The organism is Sphingobacterium chungjuense (assembly GCF_011316935.1).
In the GTDB taxonomy this organism is placed as follows: domain Bacteria; phylum Bacteroidota; class Bacteroidia; order Sphingobacteriales; family Sphingobacteriaceae; genus Sphingobacterium; species Sphingobacterium chungjuense.
Genome location: NZ_WLYS01000001.1, coordinates 916333 through 936736, shown reverse-complemented (window position 1 = coordinate 936736; position 20404 = coordinate 916333). Strand labels below are relative to the sequence as shown.

Below are 20404 nucleotides of genomic sequence, written 5' to 3'. Positions count from 1 at the left end.
TTGGTTATCTTTCTATTAATTGTGCAATAAGGCCATACAACATAATGCCTGCTACGCCCAATACCATCATAAATATATAAAAACTAACGTGCCCAGTTTGCAGATGTCGGAAGCCATTTCCAGCAGTTACAAACACCCTGCCCACTCCATTTACTAATCCATCGACAAACTTTACATCAGCTTTCTTGAAGGCTCCAGCCAAGCTGTTCAATGGTTTTGTAATCAAAAGCTCATAGGCTTCATCGAGGTACAGCTTGTGGTAGGACAGACGGTACAAAATGCCACGATCGTTTACTGATTTTTCGGACCTTCCCACTGTAGATTTGACATAGCGCGTATATGCCACAGCGGCCATTGCCAATGCTGCTATGGTCGACGCAGCCATCAGCAGATATTCGGTAGTATGATCTAAACTCAATGGCACCGACACAGCCGCCGAATCCGCAAAAACAGGGCTCAAAAAGTTGGCTAGCCAATGATGGCCATGCAATGCTTCTGGCACGTTCAGCGCGCCACCTACCACGGATAGTATCGCCAGAACGATCAGCGCAGTCGTCATCGGCCAAGGCGATTCATGCAAATGGCTTTTTTGGGATTCTGTTCCACGGAAAGTTCCTGAAAAAGTCATAAAAAGCAATCTAAACATATAGAAGGCCGTCATGAGCGCTGCTCCTAAACCAAGTATCCAAAAGATCGGGTTCTCGACAAAAGCGTACGCTAAAATCTCATCTTTGGAGAAGAATCCCGCAAAAGGAGGAATACCCGCGATGGCAATCGTACCGATCAGCATCGTCGCAAAGGTGATAGGCAGCGCTTTCCGCAAGCCACCCATATTTCGCATATCTTGCTCATCGCTCATCGCATGAATCACAGAACCTGCTCCGAGAAATAACAGGGCTTTGAAAAACGCATGTGTCAGTACATGGAAAAATGCACCCGTAAAAGCACCGACACCTAAACCTAGAAACATATATCCCAATTGTGATACGGTCGAATAGGCCAGTACCTTTTTAATATCATTTTGCGTCAATGCAATGAATGCTGCCACTACAGCAGTCGCCACACCAATGATGGCAATCACTTGCATCGTAACGGGCGATAAAGTAAACATGATATTTGACCGCGCAATCATGTAAATACCTGCGGTAACCATCGTGGCCGCGTGGATCAACGCTGAAACAGGCGTTGGTCCTGCCATCGCATCAGGCAACCACGTAAAAAGTGGAATTTGTGCCGATTTACCAGTTGCGGCTACGAATAGTAATAAGGTGATGATCAACAAAGTCGCGTCGCCAGAAACCATCAATTTGGCTTGCCCTAGCACGCCAGCAAACTCTAACGTACCAAAGTGTGCAATCATAAAGAACAAGGCAATTAGAAAACCTAAATCGCCAATCCGATTCATCACAAAGGCTTTTTTAGCCGCTTTTGCATAGTTGGTGTTTTTGTACCAGAAGCCAATCAGTAGGTAGGAACACAAACCAACGCCTTCCCAGCCAATAAACATCACCAAATAATTGGAACCTAGTACCAGTAACAGCATAAAAAAGATAAACAAGTTCAAATAGCTGAAGAACTTAGCAAATCCTGGATCTTTATGCATGTACGACGTTGAGTACAGATGAATTAGAAAACCAATCCCTGTAACGATTAAGAGCATGATGGCACTTAATGGATCTACCAAAAAGCGAAAAGAAACCTGAAAGTCTGATACAGAAATCCATGTAAATAACTCCTGCGTAATTGCCCCTGTGCCACCCACCATGCGAGCTTGATACACTTCAACAAACAGCGACACACTAGCAATAAATGCCGCGAGTACCGTGCCACAGCCGACCAAGCTTACAAGCCAGTGCGGCAGGTAATTTCGTAAAGTCCCGATGAATACGAAGCCCAACAAAGGCAGCAAGGGCACTATCCAGATCAATTCGTTCATACGTGGTTAATTTTTTCTATGCAAGTTTATATTCTTGAGTTAGCAAAGTTCTATATATATGCGGCTCTATTACAAGCGCAGCTTGGTTAAGGAGTCTATATCGAGCGATTTCGTGTTGCGATATACCATAATCACGATCGCGAGGCCTACAGCTACTTCGGCTGCCGCCAATGCCATGATGAAAAAGACGAATACCTGACCTGCAGGATCTCCATGATGCGCAGAGAAGGCGGCTAGTAATAGATTCACCGAATTGAGCATCAATTCAATCGACATCATGATAATAATGACATTCCTTCTGATCAACACGCCCACCACGCCAATGGCAAAAATGGTACTACAGAAGATCAAATAATGCTGCAAGGGCACGCCTTGGAGATTAGTTATGAAATTATCCATGTTGCTTCTTCACTCCTTTCTCATGTTTGGCCAATAGCACTGCTCCGACCATTGCCGTGAGCAACAGAATGGAAGACAATTCAAAAGGCAGTAGAAATTCTCCGAAGAGCACTTTTCCTAAGTTCTCCACTAATCCAATATTTTCATGCGGTTTAATGAGTACATCACTTTGTTCCAACGCTCGAAAAGCACCAAGAAACGTCGCTAATAAGCACATCCCTGCGATCGCGCCCATCACCTTTACCAAAGGAGATTTCATCGGTTCGGTATCCTTGTTGAGATTAAGCAACATCAATACGAATAGAAATAATACCATGATTGCGCCCATGTATACAATAAAATTCACCACGGCCAAAAACTGCGCATTCAGCATGATGTAGTGCACCGTGAACGTAAAAAACGTGATCACTAAGTACAAAACACTATGTACGGGATTCTTCGTAAAAATGGTCATCAGTGAAAAAATCACCGATAGAAAAGCGACGAGATAAAAAAAGGACATCGGCTTATATATTTAATCTTTAGCAAGTTTAGTAATGTCGAATCTGGGCTCCACCAACTTATCTTTTCCATAGATAAAATCCTTCCGCAGGTAATCAGCCGTCACATGTGATCCGTCTAGGTAGATCGCCTCTTTAGGACAAGCTTCTTCACACAAACCACAAAAGATACAGCGTAGCATATTGATCTCATACACCGATGCATATTTCTCCTCGCGGTATAAGTGTTCTTCGCCTTTAGCGCGCTCGGCAGATGTCATGGTGATAGCTTCTGCCGGACAGGATAAGGCACATAATCCACAAGCAGTACAGCGCTCTCTACCTTCCTCATCACGCTTCAAAGAATGTTGTCCGCGGAAATTCTTCGAATAAGGTCGTACCTCTTCCGGATATTTCACAGTTGGGATTTTCTTGAAAAAATGCTTTAAAGTAATGGACAAGCCCTTGAATATGGCAGGCAGGTAAATGCGCTCCCAGAAATTCATCGGTTTTTGTTCCAGTACTTTTTTTCTATTCGATAACGATTGCATATGAATCTCTCTAAAAAAATGTATCCTTGATCAATATGATCACACCTGTCAATACGATATTGGCGATAGCCAATGGTATCAACTTCTTCCATCCTAGGCGCATAAGCTGATCGTACCGAAAACGTGGCAACGTCCATCTGATCCACATGAAGAAGAAGATAAAGGCAAATATTTTGGCGAAAAACACCAATACACCGATGATCGTAATCCAATTGGCCGATAGACCCAAATCGTGCATAAAAGGGAAGTTGTACCCACCAAAATATAAGGCTGCCATCAATGCCGACGACACAAACATATTGATGTATTCCGAAAACATGTACAAGCCCAGTTTCATGGAAGAATATTCCGTATGATAACCACCGACTAACTCGGTTTCACACTCGGGTAAATCGAAAGGCACTCGGTTACATTCTGCAAAGGCGCAGGTGACAAAGATGATAAAACCGAGCGGTTGCGACCAGATATTCCAATTGACAAATCCCGATTGTTGCGCTACGATCTCGCCGATCGAAAGCGTGCCTGTTACCATGAGCAAAGCGATCAGCGACAAGCCTAAACCAATTTCGTAGCTAATACTTTGTGACGCTGCGCGAATGGCACCCATCAACGAAAATTTATTGTTAGATGCCCAGCCACCGAGCATAATGCCATACACACCTAACGCAATGACGCCAAAAATGTACAATACGCCGATATTCACTTCCGCAACTTGTAAGCTGATCGTCGTATCGCCAAAGGTCAAAGTTTGTCCCCAAGGGATCACAGCTGAGCTAATACACGCCGTGATAATAGCAATGACTGGCCCCATAATAAACAGGCCCTTGTGTGCGCCAGCCGGTATGATTTCTTCTTTGAAAAAAAACTTACTACCATCGCACAGCGGTTGCAATATACCAAAAGCACCCGCACGATCTGGCCCGTGTCTGTCTTGCATAAAACCCGCAATCTTGCGCTCCGCCAACGTAGAATACATCGCGATCACTAAAGTGATCGTGAATACGACGACCACTAATATCAATTTTTCGAGTAGAAATGCCGTTTCCATAGCTTCTAGTGGTTTATTTCAATTTTTCTGTTCTTGCCAACTGTTCCCAATTGGCTTCTTTCAATGGAGTATTTTCTGCAATCACCGCTGGTGGTTGGAATTGCGTATAATGGTTGGATGCGATCACCGACTCTTGGCTTATTTTAGTCGGATCCTCCAAAGTCCAATCGGACGTTTCCTTCTTGTCGAACCGACAGGTGTTACAGATAAATTCCTCCACCTCATCGTATTCATCCTTGCGTGCCGTGACACGCAATACATCTGCTCCTTTGTACCATAAGGTCACTTTACCCGAGCAAGACGGGCAATCGCGATGCGCATTGACCGGCTTCGTGAACCAAACTCTATTTTTAAAGCGAAATGTTTTGTCGGTTAATGCGCCTACCGGACACACATCTATCACATTCCCGATATAATCGTTGTCTAAGGCATTCTCAATATAGGTGGATATTTCAGCATGATCGCCGCGATATAAAATACCGTGTTCTCGGGTATCCGTCAATTGATTAGCCACATACACGCAGCGATAGCATAGAATACAACGATTCATATGCAACTGGATTTTGTCGCCGATATCGATACGTTCAAACGTACGACGAGGAAAATCATAGCGCGTATTCTCTGATCCATGCTCGTAGCCCAGATCTTGCAGTTTACATTCTCCCGCCTGATCACAAACCGGACAATCTAATGGATGGTTTATCAAAAGCATTTCCACGACGCTCTTGCGCGCATCCACCACATCAGGAGAAGTGATATTTTGCACTTCCATGCCATCCATCACTGTGGTGCGGCACGAAGCAACCAGTTTTGGCATCGGACGAGGATCTTTCTCAGATCCTTTGGTAACCTTAACGAGGCACGTGCGGCATTTACCACCGCTACCTTCCAACTTCGAATAATAACACATCGCTGGCGGCACAATATCTCCACCGATCTGACGAGCCGCATTCAATATGGTTGTGCCGGCATCTACTTCGACCGAGATACCATCTATACTTACTTGAAATTTTTGTATTTCTTCCGCCATCACCGTTTTCTTAGCTCTATGATTCCGTTACGACTTCCAAAGGATCCGCGTAATGTGCCAATCCATAATTTCTACTCTGTGCTTCCTGCCCATGGTTGATATGCCATTCAAACTCATCTCTGAAATGTCTTATCGCTGCCGCAACAGGCCATGCCGCTGCATCACCCAATGGGCAAATGGTATTACCTTCTATTTTTCGCTGAATATCCCATAGGAGATCGATATCATTCATGGTACCTTGGCCATGCTCAATATTGTAGAGCACTTTCTCCATCCAACCGGTACCTTCTCGGCAAGGCGAACATTGTCCGCAGCTCTCGTGCCGGTAAAAACGGGTAAAATTCCAGGTATTTCGCACGATGCATTGATCTTCATCAAAGGCGATGAATCCGCCCGATCCCATCATCGTACCCGATTGAAAACCGCCATCGGCCAAGGATTCGTAGGTCATCAGCCGTGCGTCGCCTTTGATTGTTTTCGTAATAAGATTAGCTGGTAAGATGGGTACAGAAGATCCTCCAGCTACGACAGCCTTCAGTTTTTTGCCATTGGCAATACCGCCACAATACTCATCGGAGTAAATAAACTCTTCTACGGGCAACCCGAGTTCTATTTCATACACACCGGGTTTTGCCAAGTTTCCGCCTGCAGAGATCAGTTTCGTGCCTGTGCTGCGCTCGATGCCGATCTTCGCGTACTCTTCACCACCATCATTGATGATGGGCACGGTCGCTGCGATGGATTCGACATTATTGACTACCGTCGGACAGCCGTAAAGTCCTGCAATAGCCGGAAAAGGCGGTTTGATACGTGGATTTCCACGCTTTCCTTCCAAAGATTCCAGCAAAGCCGTTTCTTCACCACAGATGTATGCACCGCCACCAGGTTGTACATACAATTCAAGATCGTAGCCCGATCCTAATATATTTTTGCCTAAATACCCTGCTGCTTTTGCTTCCGCAATCGCTTTTTCGAGGATTCGAATTTGTGGCATCATCTCACCACGCACATAGATGAAAGAAGTGTGTGCGCCCAATGCATAACTGGATACAATCATTCCTTCAATTAATGCGTGCGGAATATGTGTCATGAGATACCGGTCCTTGAATGTTCCCGGTTCTGATTCATCGGCATTGCACACCAAATAGCGTGGCACACCTTCTGGCTTCGCCAGAAAACTCCATTTCATTCCAGTCGGGAACCCCGCTCCACCACGTCCGCGTAGTCCAGATTTCTTTACCTCTTCGACCACGTCGTCCGGACTCATAGATTTCAGGACTTTATCGACCGATCGATAGCCGCCTTGCGCCTTGTACACGGAATAACTTTGTATGCCGGGTACGTCTATATGTGTGAGTAATAACTTTCGCCCCATGGTACTAATCTTTAGCTTGTGCTTCGGTTCTCAAATTTGCGATTAACGCATCCACACTGTCTGGCGTGAGATTTTCATAAAATGTATATTCTGGACCGATTTGCAATACAGGACCAAATCCACACGCAGCCAAACACTCAACGCCGCGCCACGAGAATAATCCATCTGCCGATATTTCGCCTTCTTTGATGCCCAGCTTATCTTCTAGATGATCCATGATCTTCTCTGCGCCTACCAAACAGCAAGGGCCAGTGCGGCACACCTCCAACGTATATTTACCTTGTGGCTGTAAGAAGTACATGCTGTAAAATGTAGCGACTTCGTACACTTCGATGGGTTTAATCGAAAGATAAGAAGCCACTTTATCCATCATATCCACACTCAGCCAACCATAAACCGCTTGCACTTCGTGCAATATCGGTAGTAAGGCCGATTTTTGACGACCTTCCGGATAGCGAGCAACGATCTCACCAAACTTCTCTAGTAAGCTAGGAGAGAAGTCGACCACTAGATTTTCTTTGAGACTAAGCATCTAACTCTCCCGCAATTACGTTTAAACTACTCATATTAATAATGGCATCCGAAAGCAACATTCCGCTGCTCATCGGCGCAAACATTTGATAATTGATAAAAGAAGGTCGACGGAAATGCAAGCGATAGGGCGTGCGACCGCCATCATGTATAAGGTAAAAACCTAATTCACCATTCGCTCCTTCTACTGCATGGTACACTTCTGATTTAGGCGTTTCCCATTCACCCATCACAATTTTGAAATGGTAAATAAGTGCTTCCATATTGGTATATACTTGCTCCTTAGGAGGCAAATAAAACTCAGGTACATCCGCGTGAAATACACCTTTTGGTTCGCCTTCTATTTTCTTCAGCGCTTGCTCAATGATCCGAATGGATTGTGTCATCTCCTCGTTTCGCACCATAAAACGATCGTATACATCTCCATTAGTACCCACGGGCACGTCAAATTCAAATTCTTCATACGAACAGTATGGCGACATGACACGCACATCGTAATCCACGCCAGTAGCGCGCAAAATTGGACCACTCCAACTATAATCCAACGCCTTCTCCGGCGTTACGGCCGCGACATTGGAAGTTCTCTCTATAAATATGCGATTCCGTGTAAATAACTCCTGAAATTCGGCTAATACCGCTGGGAAACGCTTCACAAATTCGTCGATCTTCGTGAAAGCAACCTCATTAAAATCACGCTCGAATCCTCCAATACGTCCAATGTTAGTTGTCAAGCGCGCTCCACAGATTTCTTCGAAGACTTCGTAAATGAATTCTCGTTCTTGCATGAGATATAAGAAGCCGGAAAAAGCCCCAGTATCTACCCCTAAGATTCCGTTGCAAATGATGTGATCCGCTATTCGCGCCAGCTCCATCACGATCACGCGCATGTATTGTACGCGTTTTGGGATTTCAATCTCCAGCAACTTTTCGACGGTCATATGCCAGCCCATATTGTTGATTGGAGCGGAGCAATAGTTCAATCGATCGGTTAGCGGTGTAATTTGATAAAATGGCCTGTGCTCGGCGATTTTTTCAAACGCGCGATGAATGTAGCCAATAGTAGAGACGCCACTAATTATACGCTCACCATCAATTTGCAGCACATTTTGAAATACACCATGCGTCGCAGGATGCGTAGGCCCCAGATTGAGCGTGGTTAACTCTTCTTCCGGATCATGCTCCTCGAATACAGGTCTGTTAGATGTCAATTCAGTGATCGGCTTGCTCATGCGTATCGCGCTTTATAATATGGACTAACGTCCGAAATAAAAATCTCTTTTATCTACTCGGTTTGGATCTTCTAGCGGATATTCCCGACGCATCGGAAACACTTCCATGTCATCCATATTCAAGATTCGACGTAGATCGGGATGCCCTTCAAAGTCAACTCCAAAAAAATCATATGTCTCACGTTCCATCCAATTGGCTCCTGCCCAGACTGCTGTAGCAGAAGGTATTTTAGGATCATCAACTGGAATTGTGACTTTGATCCTTACCCGAACATTTGCCACCAAATTGTGAACATGATATACGATTGCAAAGGTATTTTGCCCGTCAGGATAATGCACTGCAGTGATATCAGTTAAATAAATGAAACCAACAGATTCTTTCAGAAAGCGGAGTAATTCTATAATTCGCTCTTTGTTAGCATGCACTGTCAATAAGCCATATGGCTCTTCATGACGCGTAATATCTGCGCCAAAGCGATCCGTTAGCTGTTGCAGCAGTTGCTGATTAGTTAATTTATCCATTATCTGTGGGTATACCGTACTTCTCTAATAATGCTTTATACTCTGGTGTATTTCTGCGGTTCAGAGATTCGTTTTTTACAATATCCTGTAATCGCATCACACCATCTAAGATCGCTTCTGGTCGCGGTGGACAACCCGGTACATATACATCTACTGGAATGATTTCATCTATCCCTTGCAATACCGAATAGGTATCAAATATGCCACCGCTTGACGCACAAGCACCAACCGCAATTACCCATCTAGGCTCTGCCATTTGAATATATACTTGTTTGAGCACGGGCGCCATTTTCTTGGCAATCGTCCCCATCACCAACAACATATCTGCCTGTCGTGGCGAAAAGCTAGGACGTTCGGCTCCAAAACGTGCCAAATCGTAGGTAGATCCCATCGTAGCCATAAACTCAATTCCACAACAGGATGTCGCGAAAGGAAGCGGCCACAACGAATTGGCACGAGCCAACCCGACTGCTTTATCTAATGTCGTTGCAAAAAAACCGGATCCTTCTACTCCTGGTGGACGATCGGCTAATGTTATTTGACTCATTTGTTCAAGTTCCTTTCTCTACGCTGAATAACACCTAAGGTACTATCAGAAAATAATTCTTACTCCCAATCCAATGCTTTTTTCTTTAGGATATATATGAAGCCCAGCAGCAACAATCCCATAAAAACAAACATTTGTACTAATCCTTCCCATCCAAACTCTCGAAAGTTTACCGCCCAAGGATACATGAAGATCACTTCTATATCGAAAATGACGAAGAGTATGGCTACTAAAAAATATTTAATGGAAAATGGTTGCCTTGCGTTGCCGATTACCTCTACTCCAGATTCGAAAGCAGTTAGCTTATTTGCGTTGCGCACTTTAGGCCCCAGCAAGTGTGTACCAATAATTGTGGTGATGCCGAAGCCAGCAGCTACAGCAAGCTGAATCAATATAGGCACATAGTCAAATGGCGTATTTTCCATTGGCAATGTTGTATTATAATCGTGTTAGAATTCTCTTACCTTCTCTCTATCAAATATATAAAATTAAAGGGTAAAAAAAAAGGGCTGATATAAATATCAGCCCTTTTAGAATGTATCTAAACGTGGTCAATTACATTTGACTTACGAATGCATTTGCTGTTTCATTTTCTGGATCAATCGCTAAAGATTTTTCAAAATATGATTTAGCTTTTGCCATGTCACCTTTGAAATAAGTGTGGTATCCTAAGTAGTTGTAAGCATCTACTAAGTATCCGCGCTGCGCATCAGGCAATTCTGCTTTTTCTGATAATAGAGCTGCTAATTGCTCGAATGTAGGAACGAATAAACCTTGGTGTGCCTCAGGGTCAAACTGCAAGTTATCCAATGCTAGCTCAGAAAGACCTTTGAAATACATCGCATTCACTAAATATTTTTCGATAGTTTCTGGTTTCTTTGCGCCCAAAACTACATCGAAGGCTTTGATTGCTTTCTCCAAATATGGTCTAGCTGCCTCTAGGTTAGCTGCGCCTTTATCTTCTGGCTCACCACCTTGACCAATATACAACTTAGATCCTTCCGTGTAGGCTGTAGTACCCAAGTAGTAGTTAGAATCATAGTAGTAATCAGACTCTGGGTTAGCAGCAGGAATAGCAAAGATTTTCATCGCGATATCTTGCTCGCCATCTTGGTATTTCGCGAATGCTGTTTCTGCAATTTCCGAATCCAAATCTTCGTCTTCACCTTGTTTCTCTACCGCTTTTTTAAGCAACTCAGTACCTTTAGCTTCATCTCCGGCAGATACTGCAGCAAGACCAGCGATCAAGTAATCACGACCAATTAATCTAGTTTCTTCAACTTCTTGGAACAATTTGTCCATATACTCGCTTGCTTTCGCATAATCTTTCTCCTGCAAGAAAGTAATGTATCCTAAATAACGGTATACTTTTGCATCTACTCCCGGGATGCTACTTAGGCGTTGAGCTACTGTTTTCAACTCTTCGTAGTTACCGGTGTATACCAAGAAGTCAGCATAACGAACTTGCGCATCGATTGATTGATCACCAGAAACCTCTAAGTACTTTTTGTAAGCATCTAAACCTTTTTGGTTGATTTCACGGTAATCTTCTTCCGCTGCTTTTAGCGAAGAGTAGTAATACGTCTCAGCAAGCTCACGGTACAAAGGTGCGTAAGTTGGGTTTTCTGTGATTAAGTTATTCAAATCTTCGATAACCACGTCATACGCTTGCGCCCAACGAGAGATGACCGCTTGTCCGATTTTTGGAGCGATTAAGCTTTCATCCAAACTTAAGGCATCACGGTAGCTGATGTATGCTTGGTTACTTTCACGCAATCCAGCATAGGCATCACCTAATGCAGTAGGGATCATTGGATCCTTCGCATTTTTCTCTTTTGCTTGAGTTAAGTACTCAATAGCCTTTGTGTAATCTGGCTTAGGTGCAGCGATATATGCACGACCTGTGAAATACAACGGCAAGTAATCTTTCTTACCTAAATTAGAAGTAGCTTGAGTAAATTTACTTTCTGCAGCAGATGCATCACCTTTCTGTAAATCAACCGCACCCAATCCTACTGTATTCAACACATCTTTTGCATTGCTCGCAGCTCCTTGCTGGAACACAATCTGAGCAGAGTCTACCTTATCATTCACCAAATGAATTTGACCTAGATAAAAGTAGTTTTCTGCATCTTTAGGCTTCTTTTGAATCAACTCTTGCAATATGCCCTTTGCTTTGTCATATTGCTCGACTTGCATAGCTTCTTGCGCGTCTTTCAACTTCTGTGCGCTGGCACCGCCCGCTACACTAGCCATTAATAGTCCTAAAAATAATTCTCTTTTTGTCATAATCTATTTCTAATTCTTGTTGTTTACTCTATTAAAAATTTGCTTCGTCTCGAATAATTAATTGTCTGCCTGGCATTGTAAATGGCAACAGTCCATATTTCAACACCACACGCTGGCCACGATCACCCGTTAGGAAAGCCGAAAAACCAATTCCTAAACCCATATTCGGCTGATAATTCAACACAAAGAACTCATGCTTCAGAGGATAGGTATCGTCGCCTAGTGTACTTTGCGAAGGACGATAAGCGGATCCATTGACCTCTTTACTTACGCTCAATATACGAATTTTATCCCGACTGCCTAATGAATCTCGTAGTGCCAAATACTGATTCAACGTTAAAACACCAATTGTATTCGACTTGTTTTGCACCGTACTCAAAACATCTGCGGCTGACCCCGCGGCAGACACCTGTGCGGCACTTACCTTCTCCACATTTGTTACTTCCTTTAATAAACGTAACGAACTAGAGTTTATGTTATCGAATACCAAGCTATTTTTGCCTGCTGCATTCCCTGCTAATAGATCGCCTATCTGTTTATAATTGATCGTAGAATCTGATGATGTTTTGCTAGCGACAAATACCACTGCATCATACCCAACGCCAAAGATGCGAGGCTTAATCGATCGCTGCGTAAATCCTTTAGCTTCGGCATCTGTTAGCTTTCTTTTCAAGATGGCAATGCTTCCTTCGCCATTCAACAAACGATTGATGGCAGGACGCTCTGCATCGGCAACCAACTTTACCTCCGTATTAACGTAGGATGAACGAAAAACATCCAATTGGTCTTTCATGATTTCTGCTACGGATTCGTCGACAATGACAGTCATACTGCCGGTCAAAATATCATTCCTATCATCTGCTAACGGAGTCTCGGTACGTTGCTGACTTCCATCACCAGAATTATTAGTGCATGCAGCTAACCCCAAGAGTGCTACGCAAAATAATGATATGTTCAAATAATTTGCCATTTGTAATATAAGATTAGAAAAATAAGAAAAGGATTAATACTAATCTCTAAAATTATTCTGCCAAAGTCTAGCAAATCGTAAAAAAGAGTATACGATCAGCAGACCACCAAAAAGCTTGCGATAGGTGGGGTCAATTTGGATTGGAAGCTCTTCCCAGAAGATCACAACCAGACCCAAGACGAAGTAAAATAAGAACATCGCCAGCCCTAAAATAGACAGAAATCGCTGTGTGGGCGATTTCCGTCTGTAATTTGATATACGTCGATTTTCCGACATCTGTGTTATTAGTTTTGTAAGTTCAATGAGATTGGTAATCTATATTGAACACGCACTGGACGACCATTCTGAATACCTGGTTTCCATTTTTTAGAACGTTTCAACAAGTTCACACCTGCTTGACCTGTTCCGTAACCCAAATCTTTCAAGACTTTGATGTCTGTTAATGATCCGTCTTTCTCAACAACGAATGTCAATTCAACAGCTCCTTTAACACCGGCATCAATCGCACCTGAAGGATATTGGAAACTGGTTTCCACATACTTACGGAATGCTGCCATACCTCCTGGATACTCTGGCTCTACTGCTACTGACGTAAAGATCTTATTTGGATCTGCGTCGCCATCAGGATCACCTTTTGTACTACCAGTAATAGCACCTTCTACTTTTTTCGGACCGAATTCACCTGTCGGTACACCAGTAGCTCCTGGCGTTCCTTTCAAGGTTAAACGTGCCGGCGTAGCATTCTTTTCCTTAATCTCTTCCTGAGAAACGATCTCTTCCTTCACGTCTTTGGCATCTGCCACATTTACGTCAGGGAAACGGATAAGGTCTTGCGCTGGTGGTTCTTCGGCGATACGTTGAGGTGGAGTTTCTTCGATCTCAATCGGTTCCTCTTCCTCCTCTTCCTCTGGTTCTGGTATATCCAAATCTTCCAGTGTTACCTCTGTATATTCTACTTCTTCTTTGGGTTCTCCCGCAGGGAAGTAGCTAAATCCGAATACTTTAGGTAAGCTAATGATGGTTACGATGACGACTACCGCTAGCAAACCAATGTTGGTCGCTTTATAGGCATTCTTACGCAATTCATATGCTCCGTATTCTTTGTTCCTGTCCTCGAAGACGACCTCTAGCCACTCCTTCTTGAACAAATCTAGTTTCGATCCAAACATATCTTTCTATTTATACGGGATTAATTGTTGTAAACTCCGTTAGACTCCAAAACAGCTATTTCTTCTGCTTTGATCTTCGAAATTGTAAAACGTTTTACATCCACGATTTTCATTTCATCTAAAACATCGACGAGATTCCGTTGAACAGATCGATCGCTCGGACGAATAACCACGATTAGATCTTTACCGCCTGCTACCTTAGGCACTTGTGCTTTTTTCTCGATCAACAATTTACGAAGACCTTCAGCACTGTAATCGGTAACTGTAGGTGCCGTGATCGGCTTTGCTAACTGGCCATAGTACCAAACTAACTTATTATCAGAACCTAATAATAATGTTATGGAACGGTTGTCCGCGATATCAATATCTGGTTGTTGCTCGTTGAGATCTTTGTTCTTATCCGGCATCGCTACATCCATCGCCTGAGGCGTGTTTAAGGATGTCGTCAACATGAAGAACGTAATCAATAAGAACGCTAGATCCACCATGGCGGTCAAATCGACCCGCCCACCGTTTTTCTTTGATCTTACCTTGCCGCCTTTTTTGCCGCCTCCGGAATCTTGATTTAATTCTGCCATTTTCCTATTTTCTTATTCCGCTCTTAGACCAGTGATAAAACTAAATTTGTTTTGTTTCTGGTTTCTAAGCGTCTCAATGATCAAATTCATTACTGCGTACTTTTCTTCCGCATCTGCTTTGATAGCGACCTGCATCGGACCTGGATTCACGAAATCACGTTGTTCGTTTTCGCGATCACGGTTTATCTTCACCGTCGCTAACCTTGCCTGCTGTACCCAATGATAAAGTTCATTTGATTCATTCTCTGTAGAATCTACCGGAATACCGGGCTGAACTTCCACTTTGCGTTGGTCTTTCGGCAACGAAAGCAGTTGTCTCAATGTGCGGATAGGCACACCGAAATCTTCGGACGCTGCAAACTGCTCATATTCTTCTTCAGAAAAATTGACTTTGTACTTAGCGCTGATGTTCTTCAACGTCTCACGACGAATCGCTGGATCTTTCAATCCGAAGAAAATCTTGCCCTCATTACCTACTGTAATCATACCGATGTTGTCACCAACTAGTTTTTCTTTTACAGTAGAAGCTGGGGTATCCACTTCCAAAGTTTCTGGCTGACGTGCTGTAGCCGTCAATACGAAGAAGGTAAGAAGTAGGAAAGCGACGTCACACATGGCCGTCATATCGATGACGGTACTTGCTCTTTTTACTTTTGCTTTTGCCATTTCTGTCTCCTTTTAAATTACTTACTTAACTCACTACATCTTTATGATGATTAATTATTTCAGATTCCATAAAGAAATCTAAAATAATTTCATCATATATCTTACTTGTGGTTTGCCGCGTAAGTTTGTACGATAGAGAAACCAGCCTCGTCGATCGAGTAAGTCAATGTATCGATTTTAGAAGTCAAAATGTTGTAGAAGATAATTGCGATAGTAGAAGTACCAATACCTGTAGCCGTGTTGATTAGGGCCTCAGAGATACCATTCGCCAATTTAGCTGAATCTGGAGTACCACCTGTTGCTAATGCAGAGAAGGCCTTGATCATACCAGTTACTGTACCTAATAGACCAGATAGTGTACCGATAGATACTAATGTTGCGATAACGGTTAAGTTTTTCTCCAACATTGGCATTTCTAATGTAGTCGCTTCTTCAATTTCTTTTTGGATTGCCAATACAGATTTTTCTGCATCTAATCCTGGGTTAGCTTGAACATCTTTGTATTTCAACAAACCTGCTTTGATTACGTTTGCAACCGAACCTTTTTGTTTGTCACACTCAGAGATAGCTGCATCAATGTTTTGTGCTCTCAATAAACCTTGTACTTTGCGTACGAAGTTACCTACGTTACCTGTACCTGAAGCTTTACCAATTACGATGAAGCGCTCAATAGAGAATACCCATACCATTAAGAATAATCCCAAAAGAACTGGTACGATAACTCCCGCGTGATAAACCATACCATAGTAGTTTCCTGGCAAAGGTTGGTTCTCGCGATTTCCGTCTATAAAGTTGCTAGGTGAACCCATTACGAACTCATAAACTAAATAACCAATTACCAAACATATGATAATCGCTAAACTTGCAAATAAATTACCCGAATTTCCTCCCTCTTGTTTAGCAGGACTTGTTGTTTTTGGTGCGTTTGCCATTTTACTGATTTTTAGATTTTACTGTTGTTAATTATTATAGTTTAATTCAAAAATTTTCTAAGAAATACCTCGTTTACTGATGTACCTCAAAAACAAATATACTATTTTATGATAAAAATAAAATTCCCGTCACACAATTCCATAAAATCACGTCAATATGCCTGTAATGAAATAGAGCCAGCAGTTCTCTTTCGTTTTTCAATTCTATTTCAATAACCAAAGTAGACCATTTTTGATTTTGGTTTTGCAATGAAAGGTATTTTTTTTCTCATATGCAAATTATCAAATTATTAAATGTCAAAATTAAGTAAGTGTTTACTCATCGATTTTCATAATAGATTACACGTGCTATTATAAACGATGTATCCTATGTAGTATTGTGTTTAAACAAATATTTTATCCACCAAAACCCTTAACTTTATAATTATCAGCGCTTAACAAGTCTATCAATTTCTGTTTAAAGTCTCCTTGAATCAAAATCACACCGTCTTTAGCGCCGCCTCCCACGCCACATTTCTGCTTTAAACGTTTGGCAAGTGCTTCCAAATCACTTTCTTGTCCTTTAAAACCTTCGACAATTGTAACAACCTTCCCCTTGCGAGATTTTCGATCCAGCCCTACGCGCAATTGCTGTTGTTGATTGGGTAACGTATCCTCTGTAGCCAACTCACCAAATGGACTGTAATTAAAATCTTCGGCCGTAGAGTACACGACACCCTCATATTGTTGTTTTTTCTGTTTCGCCATATCTATATACTAACAAATGATCTTTAAGGATTTTTCTTGTACTGTAAATTTTAGTGGCGCTTCCAACGCCAGCGGTTCACCATCGACATGTACAGGGCCGATGTCTTCCGAGTCAATGCTTATTTTCCTCCCGGGAATGATTTCCACATATTCAGACTGATCGACCGACTTATTAAATAAATGAAATACCATCATTGGCAACAAATACAACGGAAACTTGTGCACAATACACACATCGATCTGTCCATCGGTCACGGATGCATTAGGTGCGATGTACGCATTATTTCCATATTGTGGCGAATTGGCTACACTAATCATAAACGCCTCACGTTCATACGATTTCCCATCAATCGTAAGTTGATATCTTTTGGATCGATACGATCCTAACAAATTCATCACCGTGCGCAAATACCCTATCGGTCCGCGCGTAGAATCTGTCGCAAACTTATCACTCACGGAAGCATCAAAACCTACTCCGGCAACATTAAAAAAGAAGCGGTCGTTGACACGACCGGTATCTACCGTCATCATATCAAATCGATTGATGCGACGAATTGCACCTGCTTCATGCAATGGTATCCCTAAATAGAGCGCCAAACCATTTCCAGAACCTTCGGGTATGATGCCCAAAGGCGTATCAGTGCCAGCTAATGCAGATCCAATTTCATTGATCGTGCCGTCACCACCAACAGCCACTACCACGTCGTATTTATTGACGATCGCCTGTTTTGCTAATTCGTGGGCGTGCCCAGCGTGATCGGTCTGCTGAAAGGTGGGCTCAAACTTATTCAAGTCCAGTGTGTCGAGAATCTGCTTTTTAAATGCCGACTTTCGTTTACCTCCCGAAATGGGATTGATCACAAACAGGATCTTCTTCTTTGTATTCATCGATTTACCTATACGAATCATAAAGATAAGCTAAAAATATTGTCATTATAATCTATTATTTGGACGAATGCTACATTGCATTTCACAAATACAAATTAGAGTCGTAGTTTTGCAGCAACAAAAAAGTGGATTGATTTGCGTTTTTATCTCGTCCGAGATAGACAAAGAGATTGCAACCACAGAAAAAAAGTGCTAAAACCATTCGAATAATGCTTTAACACCTTGCCCGCATTCTCTACAAATCGTTAATTATTTAAAGTTTAAGTAAGACTTATGGGATATTTTTTTACATCCGAATCTGTTTCGGAAGGTCACCCCGATAAAATTGCCGATCAGATTTCAGATGCTTTAATCGATAATTTTCTTGCCTGGGATCAGGATTCTAAAGTAGCTATCGAGACTTTGGTAACAACTGGACAAGTGATCTTAGCTGGTGAAGTTAAATCTAACATCTACCTTGATGTGCAGAAAATCACGCGCCAAGTGATCCAGCGCATTGGGTACACCAAGTCGGAGTATATGTTCGAAGCGAATTCGTGCGGTATACTGTCGGCGATTCACGAACAATCTAATGAGATCAATCAAGGTGTAGAGCGCCAGACTAAGCAAGATCAAGGTGCTGGAGATCAAGGAATCATGTTTGGATACGCCAGCAACGAGACAGAAAACTTCATGCCATTGGCATTGGATCTGTCGCACCGCTTGTTATATGAATTGGCGGAACTACGTCGTGAGAATACACAAATCACCTACTTACGTCCAGATGCAAAGGCGCAGGTAACGTTAGAATATGACGAAAACAACAAGCCATTGCGCATTGATACGATTGTGATCTCGACGCAGCATGACGATTTCGATAGCGATGAGGTGGCGATGCAGCAAAAGATTAAGCAAGATCTGATCGACATCTTGATTCCTCGCGTACAAGCACAGTTGAAAGCAGAGTTGCAGCCTTTATTCACCGATCATATCAAATATCACATTAATCCAACCGGAAAATTTGTAATCGGCGGACCGCACGGCGATACCGGATTGACTGGTCGTAAGATTATCGTAGATACCTACGGTGGAAAAGGAGCGCATGGCGGCGGCGCATTCTCTGGAAAAGATCCTTCAAAAGTAGACCGCTCTGCGGCTTATGCTACACGTCATATCGCTAAGAATCTTGTTGCCGCGGGTTTGGCGGACGAGATTTTGGTACAAATCTCTTATGCCATCGGTGTAAAAGATCCGATGGGCATTTATGTAAACACCTACGGCACCAGCAAAGTCGGCTTGAGCGATGGCGATATCGCCGAGAAGATTGGGCAACTATTTGACATGACGCCGTATGGTATCGAAACACGCCTGGGTCTACGCAACCCGATCTATTCGGAAACAGCTGCTTACGGACACATGGGGCGTACGCCAGTAACGGTTTCTAAAACATTTGAAAGTAGTACTGGGGAAACGAAAACCGTGGAAGTGGATCTCTTTACGTGGGAAAAACTCGATTACGTAGATAAAGTGAAAGAAGCTTTCGGATTGTAATAATTCAATTGTTTTATAAATAACAAGAGAGCCGTACAGCAGTATGGCTCTCTTGCTTTAATCTATTTTGTGAAATAGATTGATCTATATTATTCTGCGGCTACGCTCGCAGATGAGGTGGCCGCCTGTCTGTTTACTTTCTTCACTAAGCCCTGTAATACATTTCCTGGACCAACTTCTACAAAGTTTTCTGCACCATCGTTTAACATGTGTTGCACCGTTTGTGTCCAACGCACAGCACCTGTTAATTGCGCGATTAGATTAGCTTTGATTTCCGCAGGATCTGTATAGGCTTTGGCATCTACATTCTGGTATATTGGACAGATTGGCGCTTGAATATTTGTGCTTTCAATCGCTTTTTGCAATTCTAATTTAGCAGGCTCCATCAATGGAGAGTGAAATGCTCCTCCAACATTAAGTTTCAATGCGCGTTTGGCACCAGCTTCGGTTAGTAACAAACAAGCTTTATCAACACCTTCGATAGAACCAGAAATCACTAATTGGCCTGGGCAATTGTAGTTTGCCGGTACAACCACATCTTCAATCTCGGCGCAGATACGCTCTACCACTTCGTCTTCCAAGCCCAAGATCGCTGCCATCGTAGAAGGCTGTGCCTCACAAGCTGCCTGCATGGCATTAGCACGCTTAGAAACTAACAGCAGACCGTCTTCAAACGACAAGGCGCCAGCTGCTACCAAGGCAGAAAATTCACCTAAGGAATGTCCAGCCACCATCGCTGGTTGAAATTTGTCGCCCAACGCTTTAGCTAAGATCACCGAATGCAAGAAGATGGCAGGTTGGGTAACCTTGGTTTGTTTCAGATCTTCATCGGTTCCCGAAAACATTATATCCGTAATCCGAAAGCCTAATAAATCGTTCGCTTGCTCAAATAAAGCTTTGGTAGTATCATTTAGTTGATACAACTCTTGTCCCATTCCCACAAACTGGGCACCCTGACCCGGAAAAATATACGCTGTTTTCATATCTA

The 20404-nt window shown here is 42.9% G+C and carries 23 protein-coding genes; 1 reads left to right on the top strand and 22 read right to left on the bottom strand.

The features are described from left to right. Positions 1–4: 4 nt before the first annotated feature. From nuoL to GKO22_RS04170, 21 genes are all read right to left on the bottom strand, one after another. Complete coding sequence (gene nuoL, locus GKO22_RS04270; RefSeq protein WP_166332822.1) at positions 5–1936, bottom strand: NADH-quinone oxidoreductase subunit L; 1932 nt, start codon at positions 1934–1936, stop codon at positions 5–7. Positions 1937–2005: 69 nt separating this feature from the next. Then, entirely contained in the window at positions 2006–2335 is a 330-nt protein-coding gene (nuoK, locus tag GKO22_RS04265) for an NADH-quinone oxidoreductase subunit NuoK (protein WP_166332821.1), read from the bottom strand. Then, the gene (locus tag GKO22_RS04260; RefSeq protein WP_116775476.1) at positions 2328–2837 is read right to left on the bottom strand and encodes an NADH-quinone oxidoreductase subunit J family protein; all 510 of its coding nucleotides are present in this window, start codon (positions 2835–2837) and stop codon (positions 2328–2330) included. Before GKO22_RS04260 ends, nuoK begins: the two co-directional genes overlap by 8 nt. 12 nt (positions 2838–2849) lie before the next feature. After that, entirely contained in the window at positions 2850–3365 is a 516-nt protein-coding gene (locus GKO22_RS04255) for a NuoI/complex I 23 kDa subunit family protein (RefSeq protein WP_166332820.1), read from the bottom strand. A gap of 10 nt (positions 3366–3375) precedes the next feature. Further along, positions 3376–4413 (bottom strand): NADH-quinone oxidoreductase subunit NuoH, encoded by a 1038-nt coding sequence (gene nuoH, locus GKO22_RS04250; protein ID WP_166332819.1) that lies wholly within the window; start codon positions 4411–4413, stop codon positions 3376–3378. Between the two features lie 13 nt (positions 4414–4426). Next, positions 4427–5443 carry a 2Fe-2S iron-sulfur cluster-binding protein gene (locus tag GKO22_RS04245; RefSeq protein WP_166332818.1) on the bottom strand — a complete coding sequence of 339 codons (1017 nt, stop codon included), beginning with the start codon at positions 5441–5443 and terminating at the stop codon, positions 4427–4429. 16 nt (positions 5444–5459) lie between these two features. Continuing rightward, the gene (gene nuoF / locus GKO22_RS04240; RefSeq protein ID WP_166332817.1) at positions 5460–6818 is read right to left on the bottom strand and encodes an NADH-quinone oxidoreductase subunit NuoF; all 1359 of its coding nucleotides are present in this window, start codon (positions 6816–6818) and stop codon (positions 5460–5462) included. A gap of 4 nt (positions 6819–6822) precedes the next feature. Further along, positions 6823–7350 (bottom strand): NADH-quinone oxidoreductase subunit NuoE family protein, encoded by a 528-nt coding sequence (locus GKO22_RS04235; RefSeq protein ID WP_166332816.1) that lies wholly within the window; start codon positions 7348–7350, stop codon positions 6823–6825. After that, entirely contained in the window at positions 7343–8578 is a 1236-nt protein-coding gene (locus GKO22_RS04230; protein WP_206367797.1) for an NADH-quinone oxidoreductase subunit D, read from the bottom strand. Before GKO22_RS04230 ends, GKO22_RS04235 begins: the two co-directional genes overlap by 8 nt. Positions 8579–8602: 24 nt before the next feature. Continuing rightward, positions 8603–9100 (bottom strand): NADH-quinone oxidoreductase subunit C, encoded by a 498-nt coding sequence (locus GKO22_RS04225; protein WP_166332815.1) that lies wholly within the window; start codon positions 9098–9100, stop codon positions 8603–8605. Further along, positions 9093–9647 carry an NADH-quinone oxidoreductase subunit B gene (locus GKO22_RS04220; RefSeq protein ID WP_166332814.1) on the bottom strand — a complete coding sequence of 185 codons (555 nt, stop codon included), beginning with the start codon at positions 9645–9647 and terminating at the stop codon, positions 9093–9095. The genes GKO22_RS04225 and GKO22_RS04220 overlap by 8 nt, the downstream gene beginning before the upstream one ends. Positions 9648–9706: 59 nt before the next feature. Then, entirely contained in the window at positions 9707–10072 is a 366-nt protein-coding gene (locus tag GKO22_RS04215) for an NADH-quinone oxidoreductase subunit A (protein ID WP_166332813.1), read from the bottom strand. Between the two features lie 130 nt (positions 10073–10202). Continuing rightward, positions 10203–11936 (bottom strand): tetratricopeptide repeat protein, encoded by a 1734-nt coding sequence (locus tag GKO22_RS04210; RefSeq protein WP_166332812.1) that lies wholly within the window; start codon positions 11934–11936, stop codon positions 10203–10205. A 31-nt stretch (positions 11937–11967) separates the two neighbouring features. Next, complete coding sequence (locus GKO22_RS04205) at positions 11968–12906, bottom strand: PstS family phosphate ABC transporter substrate-binding protein (RefSeq protein ID WP_166332811.1); 939 nt, start codon at positions 12904–12906, stop codon at positions 11968–11970. Positions 12907–12945: 39 nt separating this feature from the next. Then, a complete protein-coding gene (locus GKO22_RS04200; protein ID WP_082785015.1) occupies positions 12946–13182 on the bottom strand; it encodes a hypothetical protein in 237 nt (78 codons plus the stop codon). A gap of 8 nt (positions 13183–13190) precedes the next feature. Continuing rightward, on the bottom strand, positions 13191–14075 hold the full coding sequence (locus tag GKO22_RS04195; protein WP_166332810.1) for an energy transducer TonB: 885 nt from the start codon (positions 14073–14075) through the stop codon (positions 13191–13193). Between the two features lie 20 nt (positions 14076–14095). Beyond that, positions 14096–14653: an ExbD/TolR family protein gene (locus GKO22_RS04190; protein ID WP_166332809.1), complete on the bottom strand. Its 558-nt coding sequence runs from the start codon at positions 14651–14653 to the stop codon at positions 14096–14098. A 12-nt stretch (positions 14654–14665) separates the two neighbouring features. Beyond that, entirely contained in the window at positions 14666–15319 is a 654-nt protein-coding gene (locus GKO22_RS04185; protein ID WP_166332808.1) for an ExbD/TolR family protein, read from the bottom strand. Between the two features lie 101 nt (positions 15320–15420). Next, entirely contained in the window at positions 15421–16251 is an 831-nt protein-coding gene (locus GKO22_RS04180; protein WP_116775462.1) for a MotA/TolQ/ExbB proton channel family protein, read from the bottom strand. Between the two features lie 396 nt (positions 16252–16647). Then, positions 16648–16998: a translation initiation factor gene (locus GKO22_RS04175; protein ID WP_166332807.1), complete on the bottom strand. Its 351-nt coding sequence runs from the start codon at positions 16996–16998 to the stop codon at positions 16648–16650. Positions 16999–17007: 9 nt separating this feature from the next. Further along, positions 17008–17886 carry a diacylglycerol/lipid kinase family protein gene (locus GKO22_RS04170; protein ID WP_166332806.1) on the bottom strand — a complete coding sequence of 293 codons (879 nt, stop codon included), beginning with the start codon at positions 17884–17886 and terminating at the stop codon, positions 17008–17010. Between the two features lie 273 nt (positions 17887–18159). Here GKO22_RS04170 and metK point away from each other — a divergent pair, with 273 nt between their 5' ends. Beyond that, complete coding sequence (gene metK / locus GKO22_RS04165; RefSeq protein ID WP_116775460.1) at positions 18160–19416, top strand: methionine adenosyltransferase; 1257 nt, start codon at positions 18160–18162, stop codon at positions 19414–19416. Positions 19417–19505: 89 nt separating this feature from the next. Here the strand turns inward: metK and fabD are convergent, their stop codons facing one another. After that, positions 19506–20399, bottom strand: coding sequence for an ACP S-malonyltransferase (gene fabD, locus GKO22_RS04160; RefSeq protein ID WP_166332805.1), 894 nt, complete (start codon positions 20397–20399; stop codon positions 19506–19508). Between the last annotated feature and the right edge of the window lie 5 nt (positions 20400–20404).

Bases quoted from the DNA above. Each gene is read 5' to 3' on its own strand.
- nuoL (WP_166332822.1), bottom strand. From the start codon at position 1,936: ATGAACGAATTGATCTGGATAGTGCCCTTGCTGCCTTTGTTGGGCTTC.
- nuoK (WP_166332821.1), bottom strand. From the start codon at position 2,335: ATGGATAATTTCATAACTAATCTCCAAGGCGTGCCCTTGCAGCATTAT.
- GKO22_RS04260 (WP_116775476.1), bottom strand. From the start codon at position 2,837: ATGTCCTTTTTTTATCTCGTCGCTTTTCTATCGGTGATTTTTTCACTG.
- GKO22_RS04255 (WP_166332820.1), bottom strand. From the start codon at position 3,365: ATGCAATCGTTATCGAATAGAAAAAAAGTACTGGAACAAAAACCGATG.
- nuoH (WP_166332819.1), bottom strand. From the start codon at position 4,413: ATGGAAACGGCATTTCTACTCGAAAAATTGATATTAGTGGTCGTCGTA.
- GKO22_RS04245 (WP_166332818.1), bottom strand. From the start codon at position 5,443: ATGGCGGAAGAAATACAAAAATTTCAAGTAAGTATAGATGGTATCTCG.
- nuoF (WP_166332817.1), bottom strand. From the start codon at position 6,818: ATGGGGCGAAAGTTATTACTCACACATATAGACGTACCCGGCATACAA.
- GKO22_RS04235 (WP_166332816.1), bottom strand. From the start codon at position 7,350: ATGCTTAGTCTCAAAGAAAATCTAGTGGTCGACTTCTCTCCTAGCTTA.
- GKO22_RS04230 (WP_206367797.1), bottom strand. From the start codon at position 8,578: ATGAGCAAGCCGATCACTGAATTGACATCTAACAGACCTGTATTCGAG.
- GKO22_RS04225 (WP_166332815.1), bottom strand. From the start codon at position 9,100: ATGGATAAATTAACTAATCAGCAACTGCTGCAACAGCTAACGGATCGC.
- GKO22_RS04220 (WP_166332814.1), bottom strand. From the start codon at position 9,647: ATGAGTCAAATAACATTAGCCGATCGTCCACCAGGAGTAGAAGGATCC.
- GKO22_RS04215 (WP_166332813.1), bottom strand. From the start codon at position 10,072: ATGGAAAATACGCCATTTGACTATGTGCCTATATTGATTCAGCTTGCT.
- GKO22_RS04210 (WP_166332812.1), bottom strand. From the start codon at position 11,936: ATGACAAAAAGAGAATTATTTTTAGGACTATTAATGGCTAGTGTAGCG.
- GKO22_RS04205 (WP_166332811.1), bottom strand. From the start codon at position 12,906: ATGGCAAATTATTTGAACATATCATTATTTTGCGTAGCACTCTTGGGG.
- GKO22_RS04200 (WP_082785015.1), bottom strand. From the start codon at position 13,182: ATGTCGGAAAATCGACGTATATCAAATTACAGACGGAAATCGCCCACA.
- GKO22_RS04195 (WP_166332810.1), bottom strand. From the start codon at position 14,075: ATGTTTGGATCGAAACTAGATTTGTTCAAGAAGGAGTGGCTAGAGGTC.
- GKO22_RS04190 (WP_166332809.1), bottom strand. From the start codon at position 14,653: ATGGCAGAATTAAATCAAGATTCCGGAGGCGGCAAAAAAGGCGGCAAG.
- GKO22_RS04185 (WP_166332808.1), bottom strand. From the start codon at position 15,319: ATGGCAAAAGCAAAAGTAAAAAGAGCAAGTACCGTCATCGATATGACG.
- GKO22_RS04180 (WP_116775462.1), bottom strand. From the start codon at position 16,251: ATGGCAAACGCACCAAAAACAACAAGTCCTGCTAAACAAGAGGGAGGA.
- GKO22_RS04175 (WP_166332807.1), bottom strand. From the start codon at position 16,998: ATGGCGAAACAGAAAAAACAACAATATGAGGGTGTCGTGTACTCTACG.
- GKO22_RS04170 (WP_166332806.1), bottom strand. From the start codon at position 17,886: ATGAATACAAAGAAGAAGATCCTGTTTGTGATCAATCCCATTTCGGGA.
- metK (WP_116775460.1), top strand. From the start codon at position 18,160: ATGGGATATTTTTTTACATCCGAATCTGTTTCGGAAGGTCACCCCGAT.
- fabD (WP_166332805.1), bottom strand. From the start codon at position 20,399: ATGAAAACAGCGTATATTTTTCCGGGTCAGGGTGCCCAGTTTGTGGGA.